At 77.6% G+C, this 12,525-nt stretch carries 9 protein-coding genes and 1 pseudogene; 5 read left to right on the top strand and 5 right to left on the bottom strand.

Going from position 1 to position 12,525, the window contains the following annotated elements; all coding sequences use genetic code 11:
• Positions 1 to 6: 6 nt before the first annotated feature.
• Positions 7 to 948: pseudogene (locus tag ACFVNO_RS22625) on the bottom strand (MFS transporter); the annotation flags it as partial.
• Positions 949 to 1,195: 247 nt separating this feature from the next.
• Here ACFVNO_RS22625 and ACFVNO_RS22620 point away from each other — a divergent pair.
• Entirely contained in the window at positions 1,196 to 1,999 is an 804-nt protein-coding gene (locus tag ACFVNO_RS22620; protein WP_378895514.1) for an inositol monophosphatase family protein, read from the top strand.
• 18 nt (positions 2,000 to 2,017) lie between these two features.
• On the opposite strand, the gene ACFVNO_RS22615 is transcribed toward ACFVNO_RS22620, so the two are convergent.
• On the bottom strand, positions 2,018 to 2,710 hold the full coding sequence (locus ACFVNO_RS22615) for an RICIN domain-containing protein (RefSeq protein WP_355268618.1): 693 nt from the start codon (positions 2,708 to 2,710) through the stop codon (positions 2,018 to 2,020).
• Between the two features lie 122 nt (positions 2,711 to 2,832).
• On the opposite strand from ACFVNO_RS22615, the gene ACFVNO_RS22610 reads away from it, so the two are divergent.
• From ACFVNO_RS22610 to ACFVNO_RS22600, 3 genes are all read left to right on the top strand, one after another.
• A complete protein-coding gene (locus ACFVNO_RS22610) occupies positions 2,833 to 3,201 on the top strand; it encodes a hypothetical protein (protein WP_355268620.1) in 369 nt (122 codons plus the stop codon).
• A 6-nt stretch (positions 3,202 to 3,207) separates the two neighbouring features.
• Positions 3,208 to 4,110 carry an EamA family transporter gene (locus ACFVNO_RS22605; protein WP_355268670.1) on the top strand — a complete coding sequence of 301 codons (903 nt, stop codon included), beginning with the start codon at positions 3,208 to 3,210 and terminating at the stop codon, positions 4,108 to 4,110.
• Positions 4,111 to 4,176: 66 nt separating this feature from the next.
• Complete coding sequence (locus ACFVNO_RS22600) at positions 4,177 to 5,283, top strand: COX15/CtaA family protein (protein WP_355268622.1); 1,107 nt, start codon at positions 4,177 to 4,179, stop codon at positions 5,281 to 5,283.
• Here ACFVNO_RS22600 and ACFVNO_RS22595 read toward each other — a convergent pair.
• On the bottom strand, positions 5,231 to 6,505 hold the full coding sequence (locus ACFVNO_RS22595; protein ID WP_355268624.1) for a PrsW family intramembrane metalloprotease: 1,275 nt from the start codon (positions 6,503 to 6,505) through the stop codon (positions 5,231 to 5,233). The two genes, ACFVNO_RS22600 and ACFVNO_RS22595, sit on opposite strands and share 53 nt — an antisense overlap.
• Before the next feature lie 153 nt (positions 6,506 to 6,658).
• Between ACFVNO_RS22595 and ACFVNO_RS22590 the strand changes: the two genes are divergently transcribed.
• On the top strand, positions 6,659 to 7,057 hold the full coding sequence (locus tag ACFVNO_RS22590) for a hypothetical protein (protein WP_355268626.1): 399 nt from the start codon (positions 6,659 to 6,661) through the stop codon (positions 7,055 to 7,057).
• A gap of 63 nt (positions 7,058 to 7,120) precedes the next feature.
• Here the strand turns inward: ACFVNO_RS22590 and ACFVNO_RS22585 are convergent, their stop codons facing one another.
• The gene (locus ACFVNO_RS22585) at positions 7,121 to 8,896 is read right to left on the bottom strand and encodes a hypothetical protein (protein WP_378895512.1); all 1,776 of its coding nucleotides are present in this window, start codon (positions 8,894 to 8,896) and stop codon (positions 7,121 to 7,123) included.
• Positions 8,893 to 12,525 (bottom strand): DUF5682 family protein, encoded by a 3,633-nt coding sequence (locus ACFVNO_RS22580; RefSeq protein WP_378895511.1) that lies wholly within the window; start codon positions 12,523 to 12,525, stop codon positions 8,893 to 8,895. Before ACFVNO_RS22580 ends, ACFVNO_RS22585 begins: the two co-directional genes overlap by 4 nt.

Here is a 12,525-nt window from a genome sequence, read left to right as displayed (position 1 = left end):
CGCCCGCCCCGGTCCCGCCGCCGCGTCGGCCGCCAGGTAGGCGGTGGTGATCGCCGGGGTGGCCAGGACGCTCGCGGCGAAGAGCACGGCGCACAGCGTGAGCGGCCCGGACGCGGTCGCGGCCAGGAGCATCGCCGCCCCGACGCCCAGTCCGAGTCCGGCGAGACGGGCCTGCGGCCCCCGCCGCCACAGCACGGCCCCGTAGGCCAGGCCGCCGACGACCCCGCCCGCGGTCTGGGCCGCCTCGAACCACACCAGCAGCGCGGCGCCGCCGTGGCGCTCGGCGAAGGCGACGTGCACCAGCCCGGCCGCGCCCAGGGTCAGGCCCAGCGCGGCCGCCGTCGCCATCACGGGCAGCAGGGCCCGCCAGGGCGGCGGGCCGCCGTCCGGGGCCGGGTCCCCCTCCTCCCGCGGCCGCCGCCGGGCCAGGGGCGCGCCCGCCAGCGGGACGGCCCCGGCCACCAGCAGGAGGGCGGCCCCGGCCAGGCCGGCCGCGGGCGGCGCGAACGGCAGCAGCGCGCCCAGCAGCAGCGGACCGGCGAGGAAGACCGCCTCCTCCACGACCGAGTCCAGGCTGTAGGCCCGCTGGCGCAGGCCGTCGCGGTCGTGGAAGAGGCGGCTCCACAGGGTGCGGGTGACCGGCCCCAGCGGCGGGATCACCGCTCCGATGAGCGCGGGCAGGGCGATCAGGGCCCAGGCGGGGGCGCCCGGCCGCCAGGTCAGGAACGCCAGGGCGAGCAGGCCGACGGCGGCCAGGACCGCCATCGGGACCAGGGCGCGCGGCATGCCGTGGCGGTCGATGAGACGGGCCCGGGCCGGCGCCAGGGCCGTGGCGGCGGCGCCGTAGGCGGCGGTGGCCGCGCCGACCACCGCGTAGGAGTCGGCCGCGGCGGTGACGGACAGGATCAGGGCCGGGCCCAGCAGGCCGAAGGACAGGCGCCCGAGCATGGCGGGCGCGAAGAAGCGGACCGCTCCGGGCGTGCGCAGGACGGCACGGTAGGAGTCGGCCCCGTGGGGCGAGGACATGGGTGTGTTCCCTCAGGGGGCGGCGGCGCGCGGGCGCCGCGGGCGTGCGTGGACACCGGAGGGACCGCGGGCGCGGAGGGCGCGGCGGTCCGGTGTCGGTCTACGCACGGGGGTGGAACACGGGGCCAGGCTACCAGGCGTGTCGGGGCCCGGTCCTAGGATGGCGGGCATGATCGACATGGACGCGGTGACCGGAATCCTGCGCGATGCGGCCCGCGAGGTGATCCTGCCCCGGGCCCGCTCGCTGTCCGAGGGCGAGGTCATGGAGAAGGGCCCCGGCGAGCTGGTCACCGTCGTCGATCAGGAGGCGGAGCGGGTCATCACGGCCCGGCTGCGGGGGCTGGTGGACGCCCCGGTGGTGGGCGAGGAGGCGGTGGCCGCCGACCCCTCGCTGGTGGAGGCGCTGCGCACCGAACCGGTGGTGTGGCTGGTGGACCCGCTGGACGGGACCCGCAACTTCGTCGAGGGCCGCCGCGAGTACGGGGTGATGGCGGCCCTGGTGCACGCCGGGGAGACCGTCGCGGCGTGGATCGTGCAGCCCGAGTGGGACCGCGCCTACGCCGCCGAACGCGGGGCGGGCGCCTGGCGCGACGGGACGCGGCTGCGCCGCGATCCGGCGCCGACCGACCCCGGGCGGCTGCGCGGCTCGGTGCTCACCCGCTTCCTGGCCCCGGAGGCCAGGCGGCACGTGGAGGCGTCGGTGCCGCGGTTCGCCGGGGTGGACGGCGGCGCGCACTGCTCCGCCGTCGACTACCCGCTGCTGTGCGAGGGCTCCCGGGACTTCCTGCTGTTCCACCGGACCCTGCCCTGGGACCACGCCCCCGGCGCGCTGCTGCTGGCCGAGGCGGGCGGGGTGTCGCGGCGGCCGGACGGGACGCCCTACCGGCCCGACCAGGGCCCGGACGTGCTGGGGCTGCTGAACGCCGCCGACGAGACCTGCTGGAAGACGGTGCGCGGGCTGCTGCTGCCCTGACCGGCGGAGGGGCCGTGCTCAGCCCAGGGGGACGAGCCGCCACTGCTGGAAGGCGTGCCCTCCGTCGGGGGCCTGGACCACGGGGGTCCCGTTGTCCGGGGCGCCGCCCTGGCCCTCCAGGGCCTGGCCGGTGGCCCGGTTGACCAGGCGGACGACGCCGCCGCCCGCGTCGACGACGGTCCAGTGCTGGTTGGTCGCCCCGGTGCTGGTGAGCAGGGTGGCCGCGGCCTGGGCGGCCGCGTCGGCGGGGACCTCCAGGACCTTCCCGCTGCCCACGCCCGTGATCTCGTAGAACCCGCCCTCGACCGGCGCGAACCGCCACTGCTGGTTGGCCTGGTCGTGCCGGTCCCACAGGTGGACCGCGGCGCCGTTGCCGGTGGCGGCCTGGGCGACGTCCAGGACGCGGCCGCCGTGCACGTTCTGGAGGACGTAGACGGTCTCGGGGTCGATGCCCGCGGGGTGGGTGGGCTCCTCGGAGGGCTCCGGAGAGGGCTCGGGGGACTCCTCCGGCTCCGCGGGCTGGACCAGGACGCCCGAGACGGCGATCACCCCCTCCTCGGCGCGCGCGCCGTCGGAGGCGAACAGTCCGCCCACGTAGCCGAGGATGGCGGCGATGAGGACCAGGGCGGTGGCGCCGGCCAGCACCGGCCAGTGGGGTATGTACCGTTCCGTTGCGGCTCGGGGGGCGTCGCTGCGGCGGGATCGGGACATGGGGAACAGGCTCCAGTGGGCGGGGTACGGTCCATCAGGAAGCATGTCATACCGTTTCGCTCCCTTCGTTCGTGTTCCCCCTGGAATCGGGGAACACGGGGCGTTCTCGGTAGGGTCCCCGCATGGAAGCCCTCGGAGTCCCGTGGTTCATGTCCGTGCGCCTGCTCGGGCCGCCCCTGCTCCTGCTCGTGGTCGGCGGGGCGCTGCTGCTGTGGCGGCGGCCGGGCCGCTCGAAAGCGGTCTGGGCGGCGCTGGCGGTGAACCTGCTGGCGGCGGCGCTGCCGTTCCTGTGGATCGGGGCGCAGGCCGTCACCGACCAGGCGGAGCGGACGGTGTACGGGCTGGTGATGACGCTGCTCCAGCCGTCGGTGTCCCTGGTGGCCTGGGGCCTGCTGCTGTGGGCGGCGGTCTTCCCGGCCCGCGCCCCTGACGGCGCGGCGGCCGCACGGGAGGGCGGGCGCCCGGAGCGCGAGTCACAAAACATAGGATGAATGACCATGGGCACCCCGACCACACCGAAGGCACCGTTCTCCCTGCGCACCGCGGCGGATGCGGTGCCGCCCGTGTGGCTGGTGCTCATCGGCATCGTCTCGGTGCAGACCGGCGCCGGGGTGGCCAAGAACCTGTTCGAGGTGCTGCCGCCCGCCGCCGTGGTCTGGCTGCGGCTGCTGACCGCCGCCGTGCTGCTCGGCCTGGTGGTGCGCCCCGCCTGGAAGGCGTACACGCGCGGCGACTGGCTGGTGGTGGTCGGCTACGGCGTTGCGCTGGCCACGATGAACTTCTTCATCTACCAGGCGTTCGCGCGCATCCCCCTGGGCATCGCGGTGACCATCGAGTACCTGGGCCCGCTGGCCATCGCGGTCCTGGGCTCGCGCCGCCGCGTCGACCTGCTGTGGGCGGGCCTGGCCGGGCTGGGCGTGGCGGCCCTGGGCCTGGAGTCGGGTTCCCTCGACCCGCTCGGCATCCTGTTCGCGGTGCTGGCCGCGGTGTCGTGGGCCGGGTACATCCTGCTCAGCGCCGCCACCGGCCGGCGGTTCGACGGGGCGTCGGGGCTGGCGATCGCCGGCGTGGTGGGCGCGCTGCTGATGGCCCCGGCGGGCATCGCCCAGGGCGGGGCCGCGCTGCTGGACTGGCGGGTGCTGCTGTTCGGCCTGGCGGTGGGCGTGCTCTCGTCGGTGGTCCCCTACACCCTGGAGCTCAACGCCCTGCGCCGGATGCCGCCGCGGGTGTTCGGCGTGCTGATGAGCCTGCAGCCGGCCGCCGCCGCCCTGGTCGGCCTGGTCCTGCTGGGCGAGATGCTCACCGTCTGGCAGTGGCTGGCGGTGGGCTGCGTCATCCTCGCCAGCGCGGGCTCCACCCGCACCTCCGCCTCCTCCGGAACCTCCGAGCAGTCGCCGTAGGCGCAGGTCGCGCACGTCGGCGGGGGCGCGTCACGACTCCCGGAGCCGTGTACTACGCTCTGTCGTATGTCTGATTCCCCGGCTTCCGCGGCGTCCGCCGTGATCACCCCCGCCCCGCTCGCGGCGGAGGACATCGCCCTGCTCGGCGTCCCCCTGTGGGGATGGCAGATCGCCGTCGCGGCCGCCGGCGTGCTGGCCCTGGTCCTGCTGGCCCGCAGCATCTGGGAGCCCACCGCGAAGTCCCTGCGCCTGTGGTCGCTGGGCAACATCGCCGCCAACGCGGGCATCGCCGTCACCGGCGCGACCGTGCGCGTGACCTCCTCGGGGCTGGGCTGCTCGGAGTGGCCCAAGTGCACGCCCGACAGCTTCGTGCCGATCGACACCGGGCACGCCGCGCTCAACGCCGCCATCGAGTTCGGCAACCGGACGCTGACCTTCGTCGTGCTGGCGGTGGCCGTCATCACGTTCGTGGCGTTCCTGCGGGCCCCGCAGCGCCGCCGCGACCTGGTGCGCCTGGCCGCGATCGTCCCCTTCGGCGTCCTGGGCCAGGGCGTGGTCGGCGGCATCACCGTGTGGACCGACCTGCACCCCGCGTCCGTGGGCGCGCACTTCCTGCTGTCCATGGTGATGGTCTTCATCACAGTGGCGCTGTACGTGCGCTCCCGCGAGCCCGAGGGCACGCCGCGTGTCTGCGTGAACCCGATACTGCACACCCTGAGCATCGGCCTGGTCGTCATCGGCTTCCTGCTGCTGATCGCCGGGACCGTGGTCACCGGCACCGGCCCGCACGGCGGCGACGCCGCCGCGCCGCGCTGGGGCTTCGCGCTGGAGGCCGTCACCAAGCTCCACTCGGCGCTGGCCTGGCTCACCCTGGCCTGCGCCGTCCTGGCCGCCGTGCTGGCGTTCCGCACCGGGGCGGGCCGCCCCGCGAGGACCGCCTCCCTGCTGCTGATCGCCGTGGTGGTCGGCCAGGGGGTCGTGGGCTACGTCCAGTACGCGCTGGCCCTGCCCGAGGGCCTGGTCGTCCTGCACGTGCTGGGCTCGGCGCTGACCTGGATCGCGATCTCCCGGCTGTACTTCGCCACCACCCGCCTGACCCCGGCGGACGGGGCGGACGCCCTCACCGACCGTGCCGGGGAGAGTACTCCTGCTGAGCCCGCGCCTGGGCGATGACGTGGGCGAAGTCCGCGCGGCGTAGGAAGCCCGAGTCCGTGGGCCGCTCCGCCCAGCCCGGCGCCACCGGCTGGGGGAGGCGGCCCAGGAACGCGTCCCGGGACACGTGCATGAGGGCCAGGAACGCGTCCCGGCGCACCTTCCAGTCCTCCCGGCGCAGCCCCGCGTCCAGCTTCTTGTGCAGCAGCGCCAGCTCCGTCGCCGCGAGCTGGTACTCGCGCATCGCCTCGCGGCCCTTGGCCCCCGCGTTGCGCGCCGCCCACTCGCGGGCCTGGCGGCGCCCCTTGAGGGTGCTGAGCATGGAGATGTCGGCCGGGGTGACCAGCCCGGTGGGGATGTAGGGCGGCAGGTAGTGGGCGATCGCCTGGACCTGGCCGCGGCGGTCGTGGGCGGCCAGCGCCAGGACCCCCACCAGCACGGCGAACAGCACGAGGTAGGCCAGGCCCAGCCCGGTCCAGCCGAAGTAGGTGGAGGCGTTCCACATGCCGTGCAGCAGGACCGCGAACACCCAGCCCACGACCGGCGCGAGCAGGCGCAGGAAGCCCGGCCGCATGGCCGCGTAGGCGACGCCGATGCCGATCATCGCGGTGTAGAGCGGGTGCCCGAACGGGGCGACGATGCCGCGGATCGCGAACGTGGCGACCAGGGTCCCGTCGAAGAAGGCGCTGAGGAAGTACAGGATGTTCTCGGTGAAGGCGAACCCGGTCGCCACCATGCCCGCGTAGACGACGCCGTCGGTGAACGTGTCGATCTCGTTGCGGCGCCGCCACAGCAGGATCAGCAGCACCACGCCCTTGGCGCTCTCCTCGACCAGGGGGGCCACCGCCGAGGTGCCCAGGAAGTCGCCCACCTCCTGGCCGAACAGCGGGACGGTGATCGCCGCGAACCCCCAGGTGTTGAGCAGCAGGGCCGCCACCACGGCCACGCCCGCGCCCCAGACGAACGCGAAGAAGAGCACCCAGCCGGGCTCGGGCTCCAGGCGGTCGAGCATGAGGATGAGCGGGACCAGGATGCCGGCCGGGATGACCGCGGCGACGAGCGCGACGACGAACCCGGTGGCGCCGTCGATGCCCGCGGCCGCGCCGCCCGCCAGGGCCAGGAGCCACAGGTAGACGAGCATGCCCGCCATGCAGACGAGGCTGACGGTGATCCCCAGGATCAGGGTGATCGAATGGCGGGAGCGGCGGCCCTGGAGCACGGCCTTGCTGTCGAGACGGGACATGGGCACCGATCGTAGCGGGATTCGCGGCCCGGGAAGCGGCCGGACCCGGCCGGGGACGTGTGGCGTCCGTGTCGTCTCCGGGCGGGGAAGCGGGGCCCTGCGGGGGGACAATGGGCGGGTCGGCCGTACCGAGCACAGACGAAGAGGCCCGCCATGGACAGGACCACCACGACCACCGCGACACCGGCACCGCTGTGGGCGGTGCGCGTCGCCGCCCTGGCCCACCTGGCCGCGATCCTGTGGGAGGGGGCGACGGCGGGCCAGCTGGTGACGTTCAACGCGGCCGCCCTGCCGCTGCACTACTACGGGGCGTTCGGGGTGCACACGATGGCGGTGCTCCAGCTGGCGGCGGCGCTCTGGTACTGGAACTCGGCGGGCCGGGGCGGCGGGGTCCCCCGGACGCTGGCGCTGGTCAGCGGGCTGGCGCTGCTGTTGGGCTTCCCCCAGGCGGCGCTGGGCACCTACGGCCCCCTCCAGGTGCACGTGCCCCTGGCGCTGGTCCTGACCGGCACCGCCGTCTGGGCCGCCGCGCTGGCCTGGCGCCGCCCCTGACCCCGGCGCGGACCTGCGACCGCCCCCGCGGCCCGGCGGTGGCGCCGCCGGGCCGGGCACCGGTCACAGGTCCCAGGCGAGGGTGTGCAGGCGGTGGCGGACCGCGGTGAGGTAGGTCGAGGCGGCCAGCCAGGCCAGCGCGAGCCGGTCCGGGGGCGGGGCCGCCGACTCCCCCGTCGCCGTGCGCACCCGTTCGCGCGCGGCCGCCGCCAGCGCGGTGAGCAGGTCGGCGCCGGTCCGCAGGTGGCGCTCGCGCAGCCGCGTCCCGGGGTCGGCGGGGACGGCCTCCCGGCCAGCCTCGGCCAGGCGGCTCAGCACGCGGGCCAGCACCGCCGTCCCCGGGTCGGAGGCGGTCGGCGGCGGGGGCGCCGGCGCGGCCGGGACCGTGTCCGGGGCCGGCTCCGGGTCCGCCCAGCGCAGGGTGTCCAGCGACAGGTCGGCACGGCCGCGGCGGGCCCGCGGCAGGTCCGGCAGGCCGTCGGCGGTGATCGGCACCAGGCGGCCCGGGCGTTCCAGGACCGGGCGGGCCATGACCCGCAGCACCGTTCCCGGCTGCCGGGCGAGCCTGGCCAGGTTGCGGGCGCGCAGCGGGTCCCGGGCCCCGTCGGCGGCCAGGACGAGGGTGCGGCCGCCCGCGGTCGCCTCGGCGCCCTCCGGGTGCGGCCCGACCACGGTGAACTCGGTGAAGACCAGGTCGGCGCCGCTGCGGCGGGTGGGCGCGGCCAGGGCCGCCAGCGCGTCCGCGATCTGCTCGGCCGCCGGGCGCTCCCACAGCGCCGCGAGGGGCCCCTCGTCCCAGGGCGGGGCGTCGGCGGTGGCGGCCGTGGTGGCCGACATCCCGCTGAGCCGGCCGTCGGCGCTGGCGCCCACGCGCTGCGCGACGAGGGCGGCCCGCCCCAGGTCCCGGTGGCTCAGCGCGGTCCCGCCGAAGGAGACCCGGGCGCCGTGCGCGGCGGCCGCCCGTTCGGGGCCTCCGGGCGCGATGTCGGAGACGCTCCACGTCCGGGGCGCTCCGTCGGCGACCGACACCAGGTGGGTGACCACGCCCGCGTACCCCGAGGCCGTGACGACGCGCTCGCAGCCCAGGCCGTACAGGCGCAGCGACCCGATCTCCGTGTAGGCGCGCCGGCCGACCCCGACGTCGGCCCGGGTGGGGGCCGGCCGCTCCCCCTCGGGCCCCCCGCCCAGCCGCCAGGCCAGGTCGAGCAGTGCGGCGAGGGAGGCGGTGTAGGCGGACAGGTCGAAGTCGGGGGTGGGGTGGTCGCGCGGTCCGGCCGCCACGGCGACGCAGGCGGCGGACAGGCGGGGCAGGCGGGCGGCGCGCGCCAGGGCGGAGGCGCGCAGCAGTTCGGCGCGGCCGGAGGCCCCGGTGGCGCGCACCCCGCGGGCCAGGGCGCGGGCCGCGGCGTCCCAGGCCGCGCGGGCGGCGGCGCGGGCGGCGGCGTCCGGCTCGACGGGTTCGGCCAGGGGGTCGTGGCCGGCGGACGGCCCGGAGGGCTCCCCGTCGGAGGCGTCCGGTGGGTCGGCGGGTCCGTCGTCGGCCGTGGTGTCGAGCAGGGACACCGCCGACAGCAGGTGCAGGCAGCGCGGGGAGAGCAGGCAGGTGCACACGGCCTGGCCGGGGTCGGTGAGGTCGGCGCCGGTGAGGGTGACGGTCTCGCCGCCCGCGGCGACGGTCCACGTCCCGTCCCCGCGGGTCCAGGTCCACTCCCCTGCGGCGCGGGGCGCGGCGTCGAGCTTGCGGCGCACCCGTGCGGGCGCCGCCTCCACCAGGGCGGCGAGCAGTTCGGGGGCGATCCGGGGCCGGTCGGTCATCGTGGGTCCTTCCAGGGTGGTCAACCGCGCACCTTCTCACCGATCCACGCCGCCAGCTCCTCCGGGCCCAGCGCCGCCACCGGCATCCCGGCGTCGGCGAAGGAGGAGGCGATCGCGCGGTTGTACACGGGCGCGCCGCCGTGGTCGAGGGCGGCCAGGCCCAGCAGGTGGACCCCGCTGGAGGCCAGGGCCCGGACCTCGCCCAGGGTGCGGCCGAGGCTCCCGCCCTCCTCGAAGTCGGTGATGAGGGCGACGATGGTGCGGCCGGGAACGCGCACCGCGGAGCGGGTGTGCGCCAGGGCCGCGCCGATGTCGGTGCCGCCGCCCACCGAGACCTCCAGCAGCAGGGCCAGGGGGTCGTGGACCCGGTCGGTGAGGTCGATGACCTCGGTGGAGAACGCGGTCAGGGAGACGCTCAGCGCGGGCAGGCCGTGCAGGATCGCGGCGACCAGGGCGGCGTGGATCGTCGAGCGCTCCATGGACCCGGAGACGTCCACGACGATGTGCACGTGCCAGTCGGCGCTGCGCCGGGCCCGGGTGGCGAACACCGGCCGTTCGGGGAGCAGCAGCGGCCCGTCCGGTCCGGGGCGGACGGTGTGCAGGTTGGCGCGGACGGTGCGGCCCAGGTCCAGGCGGCCGCCCCGGCGGCGGGTGGGCCGGGGCACGGACAGGCCGGTCAGGGCGGGGCGCAGGCGGCGGGCGAGCTCGGCGGTGAGCCGGCCGGTGATGCGTTCGACCAGGGGGCGCAGCCGGGCCAGGCGTGCCTCGGGCAGGGCCCCGGCCAGGGAGAGGACCTGTTCGAGGAGGTCGACCGAGGGGGTGACGGTGTCGGGGTCCAGGTGGTCGAGGACGTCGGTGCGGCCGCGTTCGGCCGCCCGGCCCAGGACCTCCTCGCGCACGGTGGCCCCGAAAAGGGCCTCCAGTTCGTCGGACCACTCCCGGGCGGCGGGCACGGAGCGGCCGCGGCCGCCGGTGGGGTCCTGGGACCCCTCGCCGTGGCCGTGGCCGTAGAGCTCGTCCAGGGCGCGGGCCGCCCGCCGCGCGGGGGCGCCCCCGCCGTGCGGTTCGCGGCCGAGCACGAGCCGCCAGCGGTCGGCGGCGCCGATGGCGCGGGGCCCGGGGGCCGTTCCGGCCGCGGGGGCTCCGTCCGCCCCCGCGGCCGGGGCGCCCGGTCCGGAACCGGTCCCCGCCCGCGGGCGGGGGTCGGGGGCCGCCGCGGCGGCGGGGGGCTCCGCGGCGGCGAGGCCGGGGAGGAGGGCCGGGAGGAGGGCGCCCACGGCGGCGCGGGCGACACCGTCCGCGTCGGTCAGGGCGGCGGCCAGGGCCGCGGGCACGGAAAGGTCGGTGTCCACCTCGCCCAGGCGTTCGGTGACCGCGTCCAGGAAACGGCCGCGGGCCGCGGTGGACAGGGCGTCGAACCCCTCGCGCAGCGCGGGCAGGCGGGCGAGGAAGCCCGCGTCGTCCCAGCCCTCCACGCGTTCGGTGAGGGTGTCCAGCAGCGCGGGGTCGGCCTCCAGCACCGGGGCGGCCACCACCAGGGCGCCGGTGAGCCGGCGGGCCAGGGCCGTGCCGTCGGAGGCGTCGTCGGCCCACCCGGCCAGGCGGGCGGCGGTCTCCCCGGGCCCGGCGGCCTCGAGCAGGAGCAGGGCGGCCGAGGCCGCGCCCTGGGCCAGCGGACCGCCCTCGGCGAGCAGCGTCCGCAGCTGCCACAGCAGCCGGTGGGGGCCGACCGCGCCGGGCAGGGCGGCCTGGTCCTGGACCATCCGCACCACCCGCAGCAGGGACACGGCGTCGTCCCTGCCGGTGGCCCCCGCCATCCCCGGCACGGAGGCGATGGCGGCCTCGGCCAGCCGCGAGCCCAGCCGCACCAGGGACTCGGGGGCCTCGGGCAGGCCGGGGACGCGTCCGGCGGCGATCCGCTGGACGCGGTCATGCAGGGCGACGGCGTCGGTCAGGCCGGCCCGGGGCAGCACCTCGTCGAGGATCCGGGCGCCCAGTTCGGTGACCAGGTCGGGCAGGGCGCACTCGGCGGCCCGGGTGAGCAGGTCCCCGGCGAGCCCGGGGGTGAGGTCGCCCTCGTGTTCGCGCAGCCGGGCGGCGATGCGGCCGCGGGCGGCCTGCTCCAGGGTGGTGCCGTAGCAGGCGGCCAGTTCCAGCGTGGCCTCGGTGGAGGGGGTCCAGCGGGCCTCCCAGGTGCGGCCCAGGGTCTCGCCGTCGGTGGTGGGGCCGGCGCCCTGCACCGGGTCGGCGTAGGCGACGCCCGCGGCGGACGCGCGCTGTAGGGCGATGTGCCGCTCGCGGTCCAGCGGGGAGCGCTCGGGGTCCAGGCGCAGCTCGCGCCGGTCGTCGGCGGGGCCGGGCAGGCGCAGCCGGGCGACCAGGGCGGCGACGTGCACGCCGAGCCCGGAGGCGGGGGCGTCCGGGGCCGCTCGGCCGCGGCGGAGGCCGATGAGCTCGCCGCGGGCGGCGCGGGCCAGGGCGCGGGCGCGCCCCAGCGGCTCGCCCTGGGCCAGCGCGGTGGTGAGCGCCTCGATCAGCTCGCGGCGGCCCGGCGCGGGCAGGCCGCGCAGAGCCGCGAGGTCGCGCGCCAGGCGGTAGGCGGCCGTGGTGTCGGGGACGCCGCACACGTGGCCGGCGGTGCGCAGCCGGGCGCCGATCCCCGCCAGGCGGCGGATCGCGGCCTCCTCCACCCGCCGGGGCGCGCCGCCCGCCGCGTACACGTCCTGCTGCCACTCGGGGTCGCGGATGCCGGCGGGGTAGCCGGACCGGGAGTCCAGGAGGGCGAAGGTGTAGGGGATGAGGGCGCTGACGACACCGCCGGTCTGCTCCCCGGGCGCGGGGAGGGGCACCTCTCCGGAGTCGGGCAGCCCGACGGGGCTCTCCGGCACCGCCAGCGAGGCCGACGTCACGGCCGCCGGGGACGGGGAGGGGGCGCCGGGGTCCGCGGAGCCGGCGGCGAGGAGGCGGCGCAGGGCGTCCCGGGCGGGGTCGGGCAGGAGGGCGGCGGCGTGGTAGGAGCCCACGACGGCGGCCGGGCGGGCGGCGCCCACCTCCGCGATGCGGCGGCGCATCCACGCCTCGCGGGCGCGGTCGCGCGGGCCCGGGCCGCCGGGGTCGGCGGCCCGGTGGGCCCAGCCCAGGGCCAGCGCGGCCCGGCGGACCCGCTCGGGGTCGGCGCCGTAGGAGCGGGACTCCACCAGGCGGTCCCACAGTTCCTCGCCGTCGTCGACCCCGGCGGCGCGCAGCAGCGCCCCCGACAGCCCGGTGTCGGCGCCCGGCCCCTCCCCGGGGACGGGCACCGCGACCGGCAGGTCGACGGCGTGGACCGGGACGCCGCGGTCACGGGCCCAGCGCAGGGCGGCCAGCTCCGGGGAGAAGTCCGCGAACGGGTAGAAGGCGTGCCGGCCCCCGTCGGCGGCGCCGAACACCAGGGCGACGGGCGCCTCGGTGTCCGGGTGGGCGAGCCACTCCAGCCACGGCCCGGCCTCCCAGGGCAGTTCGACGAACAGCGCGTCGGGGTCGGCGGCGTCCAGCAGCGCGGGCACCGCCGCGGCCAGCACCGGCGAGTGGTGGCGCACTCCCACCAGGAAGGGGTCGGCGCACCCGGCCAGCGCCTCCAGCACGGCCCCGGGCGCCTCGGCGGAGGTGGTCAA

Origin of the sequence: Nocardiopsis sp. NPDC057823 (genome assembly GCF_042797335.1) — a bacterium.
Classification (GTDB): domain Bacteria; phylum Actinomycetota; class Actinomycetes; order Streptosporangiales; family Streptosporangiaceae; genus Nocardiopsis; species Nocardiopsis changdeensis.
Note: the sequence above shows the minus strand (reverse complement) of the source record. Positions and strands in the feature narration are given on the sequence as shown.

Coding starts and splice junctions, on each gene's coding strand:
- ACFVNO_RS22610 (WP_355268620.1), top strand. CDS start 2,833: ATGGAAGCCCTCGGAGTCCCGTGGTTCATGTCCGTGCGCCTGCTCGGG.
- ACFVNO_RS22590 (WP_355268626.1), top strand. CDS start 6,659: ATGGACAGGACCACCACGACCACCGCGACACCGGCACCGCTGTGGGCG.
- ACFVNO_RS22605 (WP_355268670.1), top strand. CDS start 3,208: ATGGGCACCCCGACCACACCGAAGGCACCGTTCTCCCTGCGCACCGCG.
- ACFVNO_RS22595 (WP_355268624.1), bottom strand. CDS start 6,505: ATGTCCCGTCTCGACAGCAAGGCCGTGCTCCAGGGCCGCCGCTCCCGC.
- ACFVNO_RS22620 (WP_378895514.1), top strand. CDS start 1,196: ATGATCGACATGGACGCGGTGACCGGAATCCTGCGCGATGCGGCCCGC.
- ACFVNO_RS22600 (WP_355268622.1), top strand. CDS start 4,177: ATGTCTGATTCCCCGGCTTCCGCGGCGTCCGCCGTGATCACCCCCGCC.
- ACFVNO_RS22615 (WP_355268618.1), bottom strand. CDS start 2,710: ATGTCCCGATCCCGCCGCAGCGACGCCCCCCGAGCCGCAACGGAACGG.